The sequence below is a fragment of the Mesorhizobium sp. WSM4810 genome (assembly GCF_055811235.1).
Genome location: NZ_JBVVQV010000001.1, coordinates 534033 through 549487, shown reverse-complemented (window position 1 = coordinate 549487; position 15455 = coordinate 534033). Strand labels below are relative to the sequence as shown.

At 63.0% G+C, this 15455-nt stretch carries 19 protein-coding genes; 13 read left to right on the top strand and 6 right to left on the bottom strand.

Annotation, left to right across the window (positions count from 1 at the left end):
* Positions 1-2: 2 nt before the first annotated feature.
* Positions 3-1100 (top strand): alcohol dehydrogenase family protein, encoded by a 1098-nt coding sequence (locus tag AC0L3O_RS02630; protein WP_473614691.1) that lies wholly within the window; start codon positions 3-5, stop codon positions 1098-1100.
* A 641-nt stretch (positions 1101-1741) separates the two neighbouring features.
* Here AC0L3O_RS02630 and AC0L3O_RS02625 read toward each other — a convergent pair.
* Positions 1742-3109 (bottom strand): aspartate aminotransferase family protein, encoded by a 1368-nt coding sequence (locus tag AC0L3O_RS02625; protein WP_473614690.1) that lies wholly within the window; start codon positions 3107-3109, stop codon positions 1742-1744.
* 144 nt (positions 3110-3253) lie between these two features.
* Here AC0L3O_RS02625 and AC0L3O_RS02620 point away from each other — a divergent pair, with 144 nt between their 5' ends.
* The 4 genes from AC0L3O_RS02620 to AC0L3O_RS02605 all read left to right on the top strand — a co-directional run bounded on the left by AC0L3O_RS02620 (position 3254) and on the right by AC0L3O_RS02605 (position 5314).
* Positions 3254-3379, top strand: coding sequence for a hypothetical protein (locus AC0L3O_RS02620; RefSeq protein ID WP_287249441.1), 126 nt, complete (start codon positions 3254-3256; stop codon positions 3377-3379).
* A gap of 2 nt (positions 3380-3381) precedes the next feature.
* The gene (locus AC0L3O_RS02615) at positions 3382-4545 is read left to right on the top strand and encodes an NAD(P)/FAD-dependent oxidoreductase (protein ID WP_473614688.1); all 1164 of its coding nucleotides are present in this window, start codon (positions 3382-3384) and stop codon (positions 4543-4545) included.
* A 72-nt stretch (positions 4546-4617) separates the two neighbouring features.
* The gene (locus AC0L3O_RS02610) at positions 4618-4842 is read left to right on the top strand and encodes a hypothetical protein (protein WP_023797836.1); all 225 of its coding nucleotides are present in this window, start codon (positions 4618-4620) and stop codon (positions 4840-4842) included.
* A 112-nt stretch (positions 4843-4954) separates the two neighbouring features.
* Positions 4955-5314: a YybH family protein gene (locus AC0L3O_RS02605; RefSeq protein ID WP_473614687.1), complete on the top strand. Its 360-nt coding sequence runs from the start codon at positions 4955-4957 to the stop codon at positions 5312-5314.
* A 181-nt stretch (positions 5315-5495) separates the two neighbouring features.
* Here the strand turns inward: AC0L3O_RS02605 and AC0L3O_RS02600 are convergent, their stop codons facing one another.
* Positions 5496-5933, bottom strand: a complete 438-nt coding sequence (locus AC0L3O_RS02600) for a CBS domain-containing protein (RefSeq protein WP_023797834.1) — start codon at positions 5931-5933, stop codon at positions 5496-5498.
* A 221-nt stretch (positions 5934-6154) separates the two neighbouring features.
* Between AC0L3O_RS02600 and AC0L3O_RS02595 the strand changes: the two genes are divergently transcribed.
* Together AC0L3O_RS02595 and AC0L3O_RS02590 are read left to right on the top strand one after the other, a co-directional pair.
* Entirely contained in the window at positions 6155-6592 is a 438-nt protein-coding gene (locus AC0L3O_RS02595; protein WP_473614685.1) for a hypothetical protein, read from the top strand.
* 101 nt (positions 6593-6693) lie between these two features.
* The gene (locus AC0L3O_RS02590) at positions 6694-7884 is read left to right on the top strand and encodes an NADH-quinone oxidoreductase subunit D (RefSeq protein WP_128166599.1); all 1191 of its coding nucleotides are present in this window, start codon (positions 6694-6696) and stop codon (positions 7882-7884) included.
* Between the two features lie 16 nt (positions 7885-7900).
* Here AC0L3O_RS02590 and AC0L3O_RS02585 read toward each other — a convergent pair whose 3' ends face one another.
* Entirely contained in the window at positions 7901-8653 is a 753-nt protein-coding gene (locus tag AC0L3O_RS02585) for a metallophosphoesterase family protein (protein WP_023797831.1), read from the bottom strand.
* Entirely contained in the window at positions 8646-9458 is an 813-nt protein-coding gene (locus tag AC0L3O_RS02580) for a nucleotidyltransferase family protein (protein WP_023797830.1), read from the bottom strand. Before AC0L3O_RS02580 ends, AC0L3O_RS02585 begins: the two co-directional genes overlap by 8 nt.
* A gap of 164 nt (positions 9459-9622) precedes the next feature.
* Between AC0L3O_RS02580 and AC0L3O_RS02575 the strand changes: the two genes are divergently transcribed.
* Both AC0L3O_RS02575 and AC0L3O_RS02570 read left to right on the top strand, forming a co-directional pair.
* Positions 9623-9907, top strand: a complete 285-nt coding sequence (locus AC0L3O_RS02575) for an acylphosphatase (protein ID WP_023797829.1) — start codon at positions 9623-9625, stop codon at positions 9905-9907.
* A 42-nt stretch (positions 9908-9949) separates the two neighbouring features.
* The gene (locus AC0L3O_RS02570; RefSeq protein ID WP_023797828.1) at positions 9950-10114 is read left to right on the top strand and encodes a hypothetical protein; all 165 of its coding nucleotides are present in this window, start codon (positions 9950-9952) and stop codon (positions 10112-10114) included.
* 199 nt (positions 10115-10313) lie between these two features.
* On the opposite strand, the gene AC0L3O_RS02565 is transcribed toward AC0L3O_RS02570, so the two are convergent.
* Positions 10314-10748, bottom strand: a complete 435-nt coding sequence (locus tag AC0L3O_RS02565; protein ID WP_084646611.1) for a hypothetical protein — start codon at positions 10746-10748, stop codon at positions 10314-10316.
* Positions 10749-11045: 297 nt separating this feature from the next.
* Between AC0L3O_RS02565 and AC0L3O_RS02560 the strand changes: the two genes are divergently transcribed.
* A complete protein-coding gene (locus tag AC0L3O_RS02560; protein ID WP_084833640.1) occupies positions 11046-11225 on the top strand; it encodes a hypothetical protein in 180 nt (59 codons plus the stop codon).
* Positions 11226-11406: 181 nt separating this feature from the next.
* On the opposite strand, the gene AC0L3O_RS02555 is transcribed toward AC0L3O_RS02560, so the two are convergent.
* Positions 11407-12339 (bottom strand): GntR family transcriptional regulator, encoded by a 933-nt coding sequence (locus AC0L3O_RS02555; RefSeq protein WP_023797826.1) that lies wholly within the window; start codon positions 12337-12339, stop codon positions 11407-11409.
* Positions 12340-12479: 140 nt separating this feature from the next.
* Between AC0L3O_RS02555 and AC0L3O_RS02550 the strand changes: the two genes are divergently transcribed.
* The 3 genes from AC0L3O_RS02550 to AC0L3O_RS02540 are packed head-to-tail and all read left to right on the top strand — an operon-like array spanning position 12480 to position 15426.
* Positions 12480-13679 (top strand): C45 family autoproteolytic acyltransferase/hydolase, encoded by a 1200-nt coding sequence (locus AC0L3O_RS02550; protein WP_023797825.1) that lies wholly within the window; start codon positions 12480-12482, stop codon positions 13677-13679.
* Positions 13661-14602 carry an ABC transporter permease gene (locus AC0L3O_RS02545; RefSeq protein ID WP_023797824.1) on the top strand — a complete coding sequence of 314 codons (942 nt, stop codon included), beginning with the start codon at positions 13661-13663 and terminating at the stop codon, positions 14600-14602. Before AC0L3O_RS02550 ends, AC0L3O_RS02545 begins: the two co-directional genes overlap by 19 nt.
* Positions 14599-15426: an ABC transporter permease gene (locus AC0L3O_RS02540; RefSeq protein WP_128173112.1), complete on the top strand. Its 828-nt coding sequence runs from the start codon at positions 14599-14601 to the stop codon at positions 15424-15426. The genes AC0L3O_RS02545 and AC0L3O_RS02540 overlap by 4 nt, the downstream gene beginning before the upstream one ends.
* Positions 15427-15455 lie beyond the last annotated feature (29 nt).

Here is a 15455-nt window from a genome sequence, read left to right as displayed (position 1 = left end):
CGATGACCGCAAAACCCTCCCTCCCCGCCACCATGGCAGCCGTGCTTCTGACCGGTCACGGCGGGCCGGAAAAGCTTGTCTATCGCACCGATGTGAAAGTGCCCTCGCCCGCCCCGGGCGAGGTTCTGGTCAAGGTCACCGCTTGCGGCATGAACAACACCGATGTCTGGGTGCGCCAGGGCGCCTACGGCACGGAGGAAGATGCTGCCGCCGTGTCGACCTGGCGGCGTCAGGGCAATACGCTGACCTTCCCGCGTATCCAGGGCACCGACACGGTCGGCAACATCGTTGCCGTCGGCGAAGGTGTTTCTTCGGCCCGCATCGGTGAGCGGGTGATGGTCGATTTCTCGATCTACAACCGCGACGATGATTCACTCGCCGACATCGACTATATGGGCCATGGCCGCGACGGCGGCTATGCCGAGTACCAGACCGTGCCGGCCGAGAATGCCCATGTCGTCGCCACCGACCTGACCGACGTCGAACTCGCCACCTTCTGCTGCGCTTATCTTACCGGCGAACAGATGCTCGAACGCGCCGCATTGAAGGCCGGCGAGCGTGTGCTGGTCACCGGCGCGTCGGGCGGCGTCGGCTCCGGCATCGTGCAGTTGGCGCGGGCGCGCGGCGCCATTCCCTATGCCGTCGTCGGCAAGGGCAAGGAACAGGCGGTGCTCGACATCGGCGCCGAGGCGGTGATCACCCGTGGCGTCGCCGATCTGCCCGCCGCCGTGAATAACGCGACCGGCGGCCAGCCGATCGACGTGGTTGCCGACCTCGTCGGCGGCGGCATCTTCAATGACCTGTTGCGCATCCTTCGGCCCGAAGGCCGCTACACCACCGCCGGCGCGATTGCCGGCCCGGTCGTGCAGCTCGATCTGCGCACCATGTATCTCAAGCAATTGCAGCTGCACGGCTCCAGCCAGGGCACGCGACACGATTTCCGTCGTATCGTCCGCTACATCGAGGAGAAGAAAATCCGGCCGCTGGTCGGCGTTGTCTACAAGCTCTCCGATTTCCATCGCGCCCAGGCGGATTTCATCGCCAAGGACTTTGTCGGCAAGCTGGTTGTCGTGCCTGATGCCGTCTCGGATCGCCGATAAGATGAAGCACCTAGTCCTCTGCATAGAGGATTTGGTTCTTTGACTGAGCCTGAAAAGGCCTGTGGATGTTCGCTGCCCGACCACTGCAGCCGATCTCCAACGCTGGCGATTGGCATAAGCCTTCGCATTCCAGCTAGTTTCCGTCCATAATGCTGCGGGCTCAGAATAAAAGCGCTCTGTAGCGATCCTTCGCGCCCCCCTCTGTCCTGCCCTCTTTTGCCAAAACTCGGCATCTCCCCCACTTGGGGGGAGATTGGCAACTTCGCGGACAGCGTCCCTTTTTGCAAGGTTGGTGGTTGGCGAAATCAGGTGATGAAGGCCAATCTCCCTCCTTGTGGGGGAGATGTCCGGCAGGACAGAGGGGGGCGCTGTCCCTCCACGATCAAAGGTCCTGCACCGCAGCAGCGCTCCGAGGTAACGGAATGGGTCCCAGGGTCTGCGCGCAAAACCATTCTGATTTGGCCGCACGACGGCAACAAGGATTCCTGAACCTCTCCTGCGGCGTTATAAGTTTTTCGCAATTTTCTTATAACGCCGCTTGCGGTCGACCGTCTTCATGTCAGGCGGCTCCAGTTAGCGGCTCCAGTTATAAGAAAAATTCGGTTCTCTTATAACGGCATGATCTCGAGCGACGGGCGCCACTACAGGACCTGCTTGACCGCGGCTTCAAGCGATCTTTCAAACGCGTCGATCACCTCATCGACCTGGGGCTCGGTGATAATCAGCGGCGGGCAGAAGGCCAGTGCATCGCCCATGTTGCGCGAGATGACGCCGTTCTGCTGCATGAAACCGTTGACGAGCCCGCCCAGTGCGCCGGCCGTCTCCCACGGCGTCTTGTTCGCCTTGTCGCCGACCAGTTCGACCGCCGCGATCAGGCCGACGCCGCGCACCTCGCCGACAAGCGGGTGCGAAGCGAGCTTGCGCAGCCGCTTCTGCATATGCGCGCCGACCGTGCGCGCATTGCCGACGAGATCACGCTCCTCGATCAGCTTCAGGTTCTCCAGCGCGACCGCCGCCGCAACGGGATGGCCGCCGCCGGTGAAGCCGTGGCCGAAGGTGCCGATGCGATTGCTTTCGTCGGCAATCGGCTCGAAAACCTTCTCATTGATCAGCAAGGCCGAGATCGGCAGGTAGGACGAAGAGATCTGCTTCGACAGCACCATGATGTCGGGCCTGATGCCGAAGGTCTGCGAGCCGAACATTTCGCCGGTTCGGCCAAAGCCGCAGATCACCTCGTCGGCGACGAGCAGGATGTCGTATTTCGACAGCACCGCCTGGATCTTCTCCCAGTAGCCTGCCGGCGGCACGATGACGCCGCCGGCGCCCATGATCGGCTCGCCGAAGAAGGCAGCGACGGTTTCCGGTCCTTCGGCCAGGATCAGCTTTTCCAGATCGTCGGCAAGCCGGCTCGAAAACTTTCCTTCGCTCTCATTTGGCAGCGCCTCGCGCCAGTGGTGCGGCGTCGAGGTGTGCAGCACATTGGCGATCGGCAGGTCGAAGGAATTGTGGTTGTTGGGCAGCCCGGTCAGGCTCGCCGAGGCAATGGTGACGCCGTGATAGCCGCGAATGCGGCTGATGATCTTCTTGCGCGCCGGCTGGCCGAGCGCATTCGACCGGTACCAGATCATCTTCATGGCCGTATCGTTGGCCTCGGAGCCGGAATTGGTGAAATACGCCTTGCTCATCGGCACCGGCGCCATCTGCACCAGCTTCTCGGCGAGATCGATCAGCGGCGAATGCGATTTGGAGCCGAAGTCGTGATAGTAAGGCAACTTGGACATCTGGCGCACCGCAGCGTCGACCAGCCGCTTCTCGGAGAAGCCGACCGCGACGCTCCAAAGCCCGGCCATCGCCTCGATATAGCGGTTGCCGGCGAGATCCTCGACATAGATGCCGTCGCCCTTCTCGATGACCAGTGGCCCTGCTTCCTCGTGCTTGCGGGCATTGGTATAGCCGTGCATGTGGTAGCTGATGTCGCGGGCTTCGGGAGAATTCGGTCGAGCGTCCATGATGGCTCCTGTCCTGCATGCCGGGACGTGCGTCCTGCCGCCGTTCGGCGCGCGCATCGGCCTCTGGATTAATGCTGTTTGCTGCATCCGTTTCTTGTAAGGGTGTCAAGCCCTTTTGGAAGGGCAGGCGGATGGACGGAAGACATGCAGAATTTCAGCTTCGAGGCTGCTGAACGCGAGAACCTGCGCCAAGCCGGCGGTGCGCGTGGCCAAGACTTGATTCCCGAACAGGTCACCAGCAGGCACAACAACAAGGCTGAGGTGGCCTGATCGTGGACCATGTCGACTGCATCGTCGCCGGCGCCGGCGTCATCGGCCTCGCGATCGCGCGAGAGACGGCGCGGCGCGGCATGGACACCCTGATCCTCGAGGCCGAGAACGCGATCGGCACCGGGACCAGTTCGCGCAATTCCGAGGTCATCCATGCCGGCATCTACTATCCGGCCGGATCGCTGAAGGCCCGGCTCTGCGTGGCAGGCCGCGAAAGGCTCTACCGTTATTGCGAGGAGCGGGCGGTGCCGCATGCGCGCTGCGGCAAGCTCATCGTCGCCACAAATGCCGAACAGGAGCCGGTGCTCGCTTCGATCCTGGCCAACGCCGCTGCTTGCGGCGCGGGCGATTTGACGTCCTTGACCGCAGCAGAGGCGCGCAGGCTGGAACCCAAGCTGCGCGGCACGGCCGCGCTGCTGTCACCCGCCACCGGCATCATCGACAGCCATGCGCTGATGCTTGCACTGCTGGGCGACGCCGAGGAGCACGGGGCGGCGCTCAGCCTCAACACCCGCATCGTCTCGGGCCGCATCGAGGGCGAGCGCATCGTGCTCGACACGGTCGACAGCACCAGCGGCGAGCGCTTTGAAATCGCCACCAAGCGCTTCATCAACGCCGCCGGGCTTGGCGCCGCGGCACTTGCCGGCTCGCTTGACGGGCTCGACCGGCAATTCGTGCCAGAACTTCGCTACGCCAAGGGCAATTACTTTTCGGTCGCCGGCCGGGCGCCGTTCTCGCGGCTGGTCTATCCCGTGCCCGAACCCGGCGGGCTCGGCGTCCATCTGACGCTCGACCTCGACGGCGTCGCCCGCTTCGGGCCTGACGTCGAATGGACCGATCAACTCGACTATCGCGTCGATCCAATACGTGGCGAGCGCTTCTACGACGAGATCCGCAAATACTGGCCGGACCTGGCCGATGGCAGCCTGCGGCCGGCCTATAGCGGCATCCGGCCGAAGCTCTCCGGTCCCGGCGAAGCCAATGCCGACTTCGTCATCCAGGACGCGGCGGTGCATGGCGTGGAGGGCCTGGTCAATCTGTTCGGCATCGAGAGCCCCGGCCTGACCTCAAGCCTGGCGATCGCCGACCATGTCGCCCAGCGCCTCGCGCCGAAGGCGGCTAGCCGAGGGCGACCCGCGCGAGCGCGCCCGCTGCCAAAGGCATAATCCAAACGCCCGTAAGCCATCCATAAGCCGGGATCGCGGAACCTCGGTCCGACGATCACCGGGACCATCGATATGAAGATCCGTTTCGAAGCCATACCGAACCCAAGCTGCCGGTTCGAGATCTGGGACAATGAGACCGGCGAGCCCGTCGTCCATCACGATCGGCTGCTGACTTTCGCCTCGGCGAAGTCGGCGGCAAGGATCGCCGACTTCCTCAACGACAGCCGCAGCCACCGGCGCCGCGCCCGCACCGCCGAATGGCGCGTTGCGGATCGCGATCTCGGCTGGGGAGGATGATCGCCAGGCTGCTCCACCTTGCGATCAGCATGGCGGAGCTTGCGGCTCGTCTTCCAACGAAACTTGGCGCAGGATCGAACGCTTTGCTACCGAGCGTCGGAGGAGTTTCGCCATGACCGATGAAGCAAGCCGCGAGCCGGCGCGTGATCCCCAGGATCTGGAGCGTCTGCTGATCTCCCGGCAGTGGGTGGGAGACATCGACGGCATGGCCGCGCTTTTTGAGCCGCATGCCGTCGTCGACAGCGGTGACGGGCGACTGACGCGTGGCCGCGAAGCGATCCGGGCACTCTTCGCCGACATCACCGCAACGGGCCGAAAATATGCCGCCGGAAATCAGGCTCCGGCTGTTGTCAGCGGAGATTTGGCACTGACGTCAACCCATCTTCCCGATCGCACCGTAACCGCCGAGGTCGCCCGCCGCCAGGGCGACGGGACATGGCTGTGGGTCATCGATCGATTCTCCGTAGCGTAGCGTCGGCCCGGATGATCCCGGAAATCGATTTTCGCTGGGAATCATGCGCAAACCAAGTGCTCGCGCGTCCGGGCGTGCGGCCCTGTAGCGCAAAGGAGTGACTCCAGTACGGTTGTGGATTCGAAGTCCTGAACGCCGATGCCGTCGATCGAGCAGGAACTTCAAATCTGTTTATGATGCATCAGTGCGCCGTCTGAGAATGGTCGCCGCCCGGCTGCGAAATGCCGCCCAGCGCTTCGCCGGCCCAGGCGGGCTCGCCGTTCGTGGCGAGGTCGCCGAGCGAGACAATGCCAACCAACCGCCGGTCGCGGCTGATCACCGGCATTCGCCGCAGTTTGAGATCGCGCATATTCTGAAGGACATCGCCGACTTCCTGGTCGTCAAAGCAGCACTGTACCTCCGCGCTCATCACATCCCTGATCTTGGTGTCGGGACCTCTACCCTCCGCGATGCCACGGACGGCAATGTCGCGGTCCGTGATCATGCCGACCAGCCGCTCATTCTCACCCACGGGCAGAACACCGGCGTCAAGATCGGCCATGGCTCGTGCGGCATCCCGCAAGGACTGGTCCGGACTGGCGACCTGAACTTTCCGTGTCATGCACTCGCTGATTCTCATGGCTTTCTCCTTGAGCTGCAGCGCCCCGCCGATCCTGTGATGAAGGTGTGATCAGGGGAGAATGAACGCCTGTCGGAATCGTTCTATCTTTCGACCGCTCGCGCCAGGATAGGCTCCACCATGGCCATATCCGTGACGGACGGGAACCATAATCCGGGACAATGGTTGTGTGGTCACCAGGTGATCCTCCTCGAGCAAAACGGAAAACGGAAGGAACGATCATGCGCATATTGACGACAATTGCCGCCCTTTCGGGATTGGCCCTGGCGCAGCCGATCCACGCGCAATCCACCGACCCGCAGCTTCCCCAAATCGCACCCCCGGCTCCGGAAGCCCTGCCCGATCCAAGCTTGCCCAACCAAACGCCTGACCAGGCCCTGCCTGACCAAGCCCTGCCGGATCAAGGTTTCACCGACCAGAATTTTACTGGCATTGCCATTGTCGCCCTCGAGGATTTGCCGCCGGAACTCAAGACGCAAGCCGAGGCCGTGATCACCCAGACCAGCGTTGAAGATCTGCTTACTCTGCAGAGCTCGATCGATGCCTCGCCACAGGCAGCATCGGTGCTGGCGGCGAACGGGCTGGATTCGTCGCAGGTTGTTGCCGCCAAAATCGACGGCGACGGCATGCTGACTCTGATCATCCAGACAACCACGTGATTGGCGGGCACGTGATTGGCGGGCACCTGATCGGTGGTCCGGGCGTGGCGGGCCGGAGCACTGGGCTTCGGCCCTGAAACCCGGTACAGCGGAGCAGCGTCATGGTCGAAGCCGCAGTTCGCAACTTCACCATCAACTTCGGACCGCAGCATCCCTCTGCTCACGGCGTGCTGCGCCTGGTGCTCGAACTGGACGGCGAGGTCGTCGATCGCGCCGATCCCCATATCGGCCTGCTCCACCGCGGCACCGAAAAACTGATCGAGTACAAGAACTATCTGCAGGCTCTGCCCTATTTCGACCGGCTCGACTATGTCGCGCCGATGAACCAGGAGCATGCGTTCTGCCTCGCCGCCGAGAAGTTGTTGGAAATCTCGGTCCCGAAGCGAGGACAGCTCATCCGTGTTCTGTTTTGCGAAATCGGCCGGCTCTTGTCGCATCTCCTCAACGTCACGACACAGGCCATGGATATCGGCGCGCTGACGCCTCCGCTCTGGGGTTTTGCCGAGCGCGAGAAGCTGATGGTGTTTTACGAGCGCGCCTCCGGCGCCCGCATGCATGCGAATTATTTCAGGGTCGGTGGCGTGCACCAGGACCTGCCTCCGAAGCTCCTGGACGACATCTGGGCTTTCTGCGATCCGTTCCTCAAGGTTTGCGGCAACCTCGACGAGTTGCTCACCGAAAACCGTATCTTCAAGCAGCGCAACGTCGATGTCGGCGTGATCGGCCTCGACGACGCCTGGGCCTGGGGCTTCTCCGGCCCCATGGTGCGCGGGTCGGGCGCGGCGTGGGACTTGCGCAAGGCACAGCCATATGAATGCTACCCCGAGATGGATTTCGACATTCCCATCGGCAAGAACGGCGACTGTTACGACCGCTATCTCGTCCGCATGGAGGAAATGCGCCAGTCGGTGCGGATCATGAGGCAATGCCTGGAGAAATTGCGATCGCCCGAAGGCCAAGGGCCGGTGGCAATTCCGAACCAAAAGATCACGCCGCCGCCGCGGGCGACGATGAAACGCTCGATGGAAGCGACCATCCACCATTTCAAACTCTACACGGAGGGTATTCGCGTGCCCGCCGGAGAAGTCTACGCCGCGGTGGAGGCGCCGAAGGGCGAGTTCGGCGTCTATCTGGTTTCGAACGGCGGCAATACTCCCTATCGGTGCAAGATCCGCGCGCCGTCCTTTGCCCATCTGCAGGCGATGGATTTTCTGTCGCGCGGGCACATGCTCGCCGATGTCGCCGCGATCATCGGCTCGCTCGATATCGTGTTCGGCGAGATCGATCGCTGACGAGGCGCGGGGTGTTTCAGATTTCGAGCAGGGCGTAGGGACGGCCGGTCGGCTTCGCCACGTGCATGGCGACGTTGTAGACCGGGGCACCGCCGGGCGTGCGACCTTCATAGATGCCGCGATGCGCGTGGCCATGCACCACGGCGCTGACCTTGAACCGATCGATCGTCTCCGCCAGCCGCGACGAGCCCAGGAACGGAAAAATCTCCAATGGCTCGCCAGCGACCGTCTCGACCACCGGAGCGTAGTGCAGGACGACAAGCGTACGATTGGTGCGAACCTGCCGCATTGCGTTTTCGAGCCGCATCGATTCGCTGACGCTTTCGGCGACCATCGCCTTGATCGCCGGCTCGCCGAAGGAGCCGAGCATGCGTGATCCAAAACCGCCAATGAACCCCTTCACGCCGACAAAGCCGACGTCCTTGATTTCCGTGGTCTGGCCGTCAAGAAGATGGACGCCCGCCTGCCGAAGGATGTGGGCGACGTCCTCGACCGCGCCGGATTCATAGTCATGGTTGCCGAGCACGGCGACGACCGGGATTGCGCAGGCGCGCAAATCCTCCGCAAGGATTTCGGCCTCACGCGGCTTGCCGAGATTGGTGAGGTCGCCAGTGAGCACGAGGACGTCCGCTTCGCGCGAAACTTCGCCGAAGAGATCACGGCAGGAGGCCTGGGCGTCTTCCCGCACATGCAGGTCGCCGATAGCCGCAATCCTCACGGTGCCGCCGTTCCCAACCCTTGCCGTAGCAGCCTCGTTCCTCTCAGCCATCACGAAATTCTCCTGTTCCGCCGACGCCGGCAAAACCCCACTCCTTGACGTCGATCTCGTAGTCGGTCGGCGAAAGCAGGCGCCCGCGGCAGATTTTCATTCGGGGCGTAGGCAACTCCCGCTGCTTGGCGAGCCGGTCAAGCAATTCGTCGAGCAGCCAGGCGGGAACGTGATCGCGCTCGCTCGGATAAATCCAGCGGAAATTGAGAAGCTGCATCAGCAGCACCTCCCAGTGGACTTCGAGGTAGGAAAGCAGCCGGCGCCAATCGATCTGATCCTGCGCCTTGAGGATGGTATGAGCGATGTCGGCGCCGTCGTGGCGGCTTCTGTCCTGGATGAAGCATTTGGACCAGATAAGCTCGGTCGGACCGACGATCCGCACCTGACTGCCCAGCAGCTCGATTTGCCGCGCATGCTCCAGCCACTGATCGCCGACCGGCATGGTGCCGTTCGCCGATGCGAATATGACGTCAAAAAAATGCGTGCTCTTGAAGACCTTTCCAAGCCACCGGTCGTCCACGATCTCGACCGCATAGCCGGCTTGCTTGAAATGCGCCAGAATGCGCGCGTAGTCGCCGGCCTTGCAGAAAATGTCGAGGTCTTTGGTCTGGCGCGTGACGCCCGTATAGGCGCTCACCGCGTAGGTGCCGGCGACAAGAAAGGGGATGTCCGTTGCGGCGAGTTCGCGGATCGCCTCTGTATAAAAGACCTCGGCCTCGGCGTGTTGAAGCGTCGGCGCCGCTTTCGGATCGATCGTCGGAACGGATGCCGGGATGGCGCCTCCCGTTGGAGAATCGTTGGTCATGAAATCGTGGCTCCGAGGCCCAGCAACCTGCAGCTGTCCGTCTTTTAAACAAAGCCGCCGCCGCATGGTTCCGTTGCCGTCATAAAGCGTAAAATGTGATGGCGGAGCCTTTCTCGCCGCTGGTGAGTTGAAGGTGTGAACAAACCAACTGCACGGAGGCGACCATGGAGGACGGGCGCAAGGCGGTACGCGTCAGACTGAGGGGAAGGGTGCAAGGCGTCTCGTTTCGCGTGTGGACACGGACCGAGGCCGAGAGGCTCGGTCTGTCCGGGTGGGTTCGCAATGAGGAGGATGGATCCGTAACGGCACTGATCGTCGGAGCCGAAGGCGCGGTTTCGACCATGTTGGACCGGTTGTGGAAAGGGCCGACCGGAGCGTCGGTCTCCAGCGTGACATCCCAGGACGTCGATGCCGGCCAGGAGCCGAACGGATTCAGGATCATCGGCTAGGAGTGTGTACCGGCTTGAAGGCCAAGCCTCCGCGACGTTGCCTTGCGCGGGAGCAATCGACAGCCAGCGGTTCCGCAACAGGTCAAGGAAAAGGCGCTTGCGGAGGCAGCGGCTGTCATCGAGGATGACGATAGCTCGATCCTCATGGAAAGCCGCGCCGCCATTGCGGAAGCAGTCCATCGTCGCTACACGGCGCCCGCCGACTGAAATCCGCGCATCCCTGTGGTATCGAGCCTATGGTTCGAGCTTCGCCGATGGCGGATCGCCGTCGAAACGGCCTATCCGCTCATCAACGACCGCTGATGCGAGGCGTGGAAATCACTTCGCCGCCCCATCACCCGAACATGCCGGCCCCCCAACATAAATGCCGGCAGCGTCAATGCCCGTAGCGTCAGTGCCCGAAGCGTCAGTGCATGAATATTCCTCGCAGCCAGGCGAAGAAACCAAACCTTTCGGACATTGCCGAACGGACGCGAGAGGCAGCCCATCGCGCTCGTATCGAGGCGCCGACATGGCAATGGCAGACGATTTCGTGCAGCTGCCAGTCGGTCAGTTCGAAGAAGCGCTTGGCTTCACCGTAGGTGTCATCTCTCAAGCCTTGCGCGCGAAAGATCGGGTCCTCGAAGGCAACCGTGAGAGGCGAGTCGTTGTAACGCATTTTCTCGCGTATCTCAGGGGACTTGTATTCGGTGCCGGTCAACGCTTCGAGACGTCGATCGGGGTTTTTCTCCAGCAGTTTCGCCCAACGTTCGAGACGCTGGCTTCGAGTCGCTACGAGGTCTGTTGCTTCAGCGTGAACGTCGGCAACGGTATGCAGTTGGTCAAGTGTTTGGTGCTTCACGGCCGCCTCCTATTCAGCAGGTGAGTTCGTCCCACCCTGAAATGGAAATTATGGCGCTCCACGACGCCGGCAAGGCCCTCATGCGCGGACCAATCGATCACTTTTCTGACGGCCCCGTCCGGCCACGAATGCCGATGCCTGCGGGATCATCGGAGGCTCGCGTCGGAACCATAGGCATGCGTGGTCGTTCTGCGTGCGTCAGCCCGAGCGAAAACCGATCGAAACGGGTGGCTTCAAAAATCCCAGCCGACGTCGGTGACCCGCCAAGGCAGAGTGCGAGCGGAAGGAAATCACACCATGGCCATTCTTCCCACTCCCGAACCAACGCCCACTCCCGCGCCCACACCGCCGCCGTTTCCTGAACCGAAGCCGGTGCGTGAGCCGGACCCGGACAGACTTCCCGACGAAGCTCCTGTCCCCAATCCGGATGAGAATGATGCGCCGCTGAAAATCAGTCCCAAAGTTCCCGGGAGTTGACGGAGCGGAGACGCTCGTTCCAGATCGCCCAGATCCCCGCATGGATCCGAGATGGCGTCGGCGCGTTGGCTCACTGAGCGGCCAGCATGCGGGCTGCGTCGCCGTCGTCTCGGTCCTGTCAGTGGTGATCAGGCGCGGAAAATGACGACGGAAATGCTCATCGTCGCGGACATAGCAGGCATCAGATCGAGCGCTGCGGCGAAGCGAACTCGGATGCCTGCCTTAGATGCTGGCGCAGCAGCGCCTCGGCCCATTCGATCTCGCCCGCCTCGACGGCATCGAGGATGGCCAGATGTTCCCGGCAGGACTGCTCGATGCGTTCCGCCGGCAGTTCCTCGAAACCCGCCGACTCCTGCAACCGGCGCAGATTGTTCTGCTGGCGCACCGCATCCGCCAGGAACCGGTTGCCGGAACAGGCCGCAAGCCCTTCGTGAAAGGATGCGTTGATCCGGAACCATTCGTCGCCGCCGATCAGCGTCTTGCCCGTCGACACGATCGCCAGGATGCGCTGGTGAGCGCGGCGGACCGGCGCCAGTTGCTGAGGATCCGCATTGAACATGGGGGACCGCAGCGCCGCGCATTCGACGGCCGTCCGGAATTCATAGCTTTCCCGGTAGGCGTCCTCGCCGACCAGCGTGTCGGCGAAACGCCAGCCATGCCCCGGCAGGCGCTGCACCAGCCCTTCGGCGGCAAAGCGGAGCAAAAGCTTGCGCACGACGCCGCGCGACACCTGATAGCGCGGCATCAGTTCCGCCTCGGACACCTCTTGCGGCAGCTGGCCGAGCGCGCGCTCACGCATCATCCTGCGGTAAAGCTCCTCGAGCGGTGAACTGGGCAGGATATCCTCAGGGTCGAGGTCGGCGACCTCGCGCGCCAATTGCAGCCCCCTCGTCTCGAACGGGCTCAAGATGCCCTGGGCGACCAGCAGCTCCAACGCCGCGCTGATCGGAGAACGCGAGACGCCGAAGGTGCGGGCAAGGTCGGGCACCGAGACGCGGGTTCCAACCGTCCAGCCCGAATCCCTGATCCGCTCCAGGATCCGCCGCGCCAGATCGATCTGCAGCGGACTGGCCGTCTCGCCGCGTGCCGGCCGGTCGATGATCGTTTCATTCATAGGCACTTCCTCAGGCGTTCGCATCTTCGCATTATAGATATGCGCCACGCAGTTCGAACTGGCAATCTATCGAATTTTCCTGCTTTTCATTCAATCAAAATGCATTAGTATCCGAACTCAACGAGTTGAGGCTTCCCTTGATGACAACAGTCGCACCTTTTCCGCTTGTCGAGATCGAAGGAGCGCCGAAAGCGCGCGGCATGGCCTATGGCGAACAGGCGCGCGGTCGCATCGGCGCTTCGGTGGCGCTCTACGCAGGGCAGCTCGACCGGTTCGGCTTCGGGCGGGACGATGTCGCGCGGTTTTCCGAAATCTTCCTGCCTCGCTTGCGGCAACGGGCGCCCGATCTCGTCGAGGAAATGGAAGGGATCGCGTCAGGCGCCAATCTCGACCTGTCCTCGATCGTCCTGGTCAACGCGCGTACCGAAATCCTGCAGCTCGCCCGGCGCGAGAAAGGCATTTCCGACGACGAGCCCGACGGCTGCACGGGCGCTGTGATCTTGCCGGAGGCGACCCGCAACGGCAGGCTCATCCATGGCCAGAACTGGGACTGGAAGGCCGAATGCGCCGAGACCTCGGTGGTGCTGCGCATCCGGCGAACGGACGGGCCGGACCTCCTCACCTTCACCGAAGCCGGCGGACTGGCGCGCAGCGGCTTCAACGCGGCCGGCATCGGCATCACCGCGAACTATCTCGAATCGGACCGCGACTATCGCGAGATCGGAATTCCGCTGCCCTTCATCCGGCGCCGGGCGCTTGAAGCGCAGCATTTCGCGGACGCCATCAAGGTGGTGGCGACGACACCGAAATCCGGCTCCAACAACATGATCCTGAGCACCGCCGAGGGCTTCGCGGTCGATTTCGAATGCGCGCCGGACGAGGCCTTCGCCATCTATCCGGACGACGACATGATCGTCCACGCCAATCACTGGCAGAGCCCGGTGGCGTTGTCGAAGCTGCGCGAAACCGGGCTTCGCGACGTGCCGGACAGTCTCTATCGCGACCAGCGCGTGCGCCGTCGCCTGTCGGCGCGGCATGGGGACGTCACGATCGACGATTTGAAGGAAGCCCTCTTCGACGATTTCGCTTCGCCGTTCAGCGTCTGTCGTCCGCGGATCAGGAAGAAAGGCGGCAATCTCTCGGCGACGGTGGCGATGATCGTCTTCGAACCAGCCGCCGGCGTCATGGAGATCGCACCGTTGCCGGCCGAGAACCGCGAATTCACCCGCTACGAACTTACCCTCGACGACGAGGTCCGCGAGCGCGCCGAGAAGGCGATGCTGGCACGGGGGCGACCTTCGATATCAGCACAGGAGAAACGATGGTCCGCTTTGTCCTGACCCGCATCGCCAGCGCCATACCGACCCTGATCCTGGTGTCGGTTGCGGTCTTCGTGATGATGCGCTTCATCCCGGGTGATCCTGCGACGCTGATGCTGGGAGACCTCGCACAGCCCGGACAGGTCGAAGCCATGCGGCATCAGATGGGGCTCGACCAGCCCGTGGTGGTGCAATATCTGATCTGGGCCGGCAACGTCCTTACAGGCGATTTCGGGCGCTCGATCGGCAGCGGGCAAGAGGTGCTGCCGCTGATCCTCGACCGTTTTGCCGTCTCCTCGATCATCGTCCTCCTGGCCGTGCTTGTCGCCTCCGTCATCGCCGTGCCGGCCGGCATGCTGGCCGCCTGGAGACAGGACAGTCTTGGCGACATCACCGTCGTCGCCACCTCGACCATCCTGCTCTCGATCCCCAGTTTCTGGCTGGGGTTGATGCTGATGCTGATCTTCGGCCTCTATCTCGGCTGGCTGCCGATCGTCGGCTACGTGCCCTTCAGCCGCGACTTCGCGCAAGCCGCTCTCTATGTGATCCTGCCCGTGGTCACCCTGGTGCTCGTCGAGTCCGGCCCGATCGCGCGCATGGCCAGGGCCAGCACGATCGAGGTGGCGCGGCTGGAATACATCACCCATGCGCGGGCAAAGGGACTTTCCGAAAGCGCTGTGATGTGGCGCCATGCTTTCAAGAACGCCTTCGCGCCCACCTTGACCCTGATCGGCTTGGTGCTCGGCAGCCTGCTTTCCAGCATCGTCGTCATCGAGACCGTCTTCACCATTCCCGGCCTCGGCCGGCTGCTGGTCGACGCCATCTATGCCCGCGACTATCCGGTGATTCAGGGAACGATGCTGTTCATCGCCTTCATCTATGTCGTGGTCAACCTTCTCGTCGACCTCGTCTATCCGCTGCTCGATCCGAGGGTCGCCGCATGATCGCCCGTGCGCTCGGCCGGCCCGGCCTGAAATTCAATGCGATCTTCGGGATCGCCGTCACCGGGGCATTGATCCTTCTGGCTGTGTTCGGTCCATGGATCGCCCCCTACGATCCGCTCAAGCTTGATCTGCCGTCGCGCCTCAGCGGGCCGTCGCCCCAGCACCTGCTCGGTGCCGACGAGTTCGGGCGCGACGTGCTCAGCCGCCTCGCCAGCGGCGCGCGGACCAGCGCCTGGATCGCTTTTGCGACAGTCGCCTTCGCCTTGATCCTCGGCATCGTGTTCGGCGTTCTCGCCGGTTTCCTGCGCGGCTGGGTCGATCGCGTCGTCATGATGGTCAACGACGCCTTCCTCGCCTTCCCCGGCCTGCTTCTGGCGCTCGGCCTGATGGCGGTGATCGGCGCCAGCCGCGAGGGTATCATCGTTGCGCTCGGCCTTGCCTACATGCCGATCGTGGTGCGCGTGGTGCGGGCCTCGGTGATGTCCATTCGCGAGCGGGAATATGTCGAGGCCTCGCGGGTGATGGGCAACAGCGAGATCATCACCATGGCGCGGCACGTGCTGCCCAACTGCGTCGCCCCGATCATCGTGCTCGCCACCACCATGTTCGGCTGGATCATCCTGTCGGAAAGCGCGCTGAGCTTTCTTGGACTGGGCGTCCCGCCTCCAGCGCCGAGCTGGGGCAACATGCTGTCGACGGCTCGGCCCTATATCGGCCAGGCGCCGCATCTGATCATCCTGCCGGGTCTCTGCATCTCGATCACGCTGCTCGGCATCAACATGCTGGGCGACGCGGTGCGCGACTGGCTCGACCCGAAAATGTAGGTCCTGGAAACATGCTCGTGCCGACCGCG

Coding starts and splice junctions, on each gene's coding strand:
- AC0L3O_RS02610 (WP_023797836.1), top strand. CDS start 4,618: ATGAAGATCCGTTTCGAAGCCATACCGAACCCAAGCTGCCGGTTCGAG.
- AC0L3O_RS02545 (WP_023797824.1), top strand. CDS start 13,661: ATGGTCCGCTTTGTCCTGACCCGCATCGCCAGCGCCATACCGACCCTG.
- AC0L3O_RS02580 (WP_023797830.1), bottom strand. CDS start 9,458: ATGACCAACGATTCTCCAACGGGAGGCGCCATCCCGGCATCCGTTCCG.
- AC0L3O_RS02550 (WP_023797825.1), top strand. CDS start 12,480: ATGACAACAGTCGCACCTTTTCCGCTTGTCGAGATCGAAGGAGCGCCG.
- AC0L3O_RS02560 (WP_084833640.1), top strand. CDS start 11,046: ATGGCCATTCTTCCCACTCCCGAACCAACGCCCACTCCCGCGCCCACA.
- AC0L3O_RS02555 (WP_023797826.1), bottom strand. CDS start 12,339: ATGAATGAAACGATCATCGACCGGCCGGCACGCGGCGAGACGGCCAGT.
- AC0L3O_RS02620 (WP_287249441.1), top strand. CDS start 3,254: ATGCAGAATTTCAGCTTCGAGGCTGCTGAACGCGAGAACCTGCGCCAA.
- AC0L3O_RS02540 (WP_128173112.1), top strand. CDS start 14,599: ATGATCGCCCGTGCGCTCGGCCGGCCCGGCCTGAAATTCAATGCGATC.
- AC0L3O_RS02575 (WP_023797829.1), top strand. CDS start 9,623: ATGGAGGACGGGCGCAAGGCGGTACGCGTCAGACTGAGGGGAAGGGTG.
- AC0L3O_RS02625 (WP_473614690.1), bottom strand. CDS start 3,109: ATGGACGCTCGACCGAATTCTCCCGAAGCCCGCGACATCAGCTACCAC.
- AC0L3O_RS02605 (WP_473614687.1), top strand. CDS start 4,955: ATGACCGATGAAGCAAGCCGCGAGCCGGCGCGTGATCCCCAGGATCTG.
- AC0L3O_RS02595 (WP_473614685.1), top strand. CDS start 6,155: ATGCGCATATTGACGACAATTGCCGCCCTTTCGGGATTGGCCCTGGCG.
- AC0L3O_RS02600 (WP_023797834.1), bottom strand. CDS start 5,933: ATGAGAATCAGCGAGTGCATGACACGGAAAGTTCAGGTCGCCAGTCCG.
- AC0L3O_RS02585 (WP_023797831.1), bottom strand. CDS start 8,653: ATGGCTGAGAGGAACGAGGCTGCTACGGCAAGGGTTGGGAACGGCGGC.
- AC0L3O_RS02630 (WP_473614691.1), top strand. CDS start 3: ATGACCGCAAAACCCTCCCTCCCCGCCACCATGGCAGCCGTGCTTCTG.
- AC0L3O_RS02590 (WP_128166599.1), top strand. CDS start 6,694: ATGGTCGAAGCCGCAGTTCGCAACTTCACCATCAACTTCGGACCGCAG.